The 342-nt window shown below is 76.9% G+C and carries 1 protein-coding gene; it reads left to right on the top strand.

Features of this window, described 5'->3' with window-relative positions; genetic code table 11:
• Window positions 1-342, top strand: a 342-nt coding sequence (locus VR44_RS23635) for a polyketide synthase (RefSeq protein WP_045949591.1), incomplete at both ends; no start/stop codon positions are given.

Genomic DNA, 342 nt, shown 5'->3' with positions numbered 1-342 from the left:
CGCGGTGGCGAACGGGCACCGGGTACTGGCCGTCGTCCGCGGCTCCGCCGTCAACCAGGACGGGGCCAGCAACGGGCTGACCGCGCCGAGCGGGCGCGCGCAGCAGCGGGTCATCCGGCAGGCCCTGGAGAGCGCCGGTCTCGGGCCGGCCGATGTGGACGCGGTGGAGGCGCACGGGACGGGGACGCGGCTGGGCGACCCGATCGAGGCGCAGGCGCTGCTGGCGACGTACGGGCAGGGCCGGGCGGCGGGGCAGCCGCTGTGGCTGGGGTCGGTCAAGTCGAACATCGGGCACACGCAGGCCGCGGCCGGGGTGGCGGGCGTCATCAAGATGGTGCAGGC

The organism is Streptomyces katrae (assembly GCF_000966975.1).
Classification (GTDB): Bacteria; Actinomycetota; Actinomycetes; order Streptomycetales; family Streptomycetaceae; genus Streptomyces; species Streptomyces katrae.
Note: the sequence above shows the minus strand (reverse complement) of the source record. Positions and strands in the feature narration are given on the sequence as shown.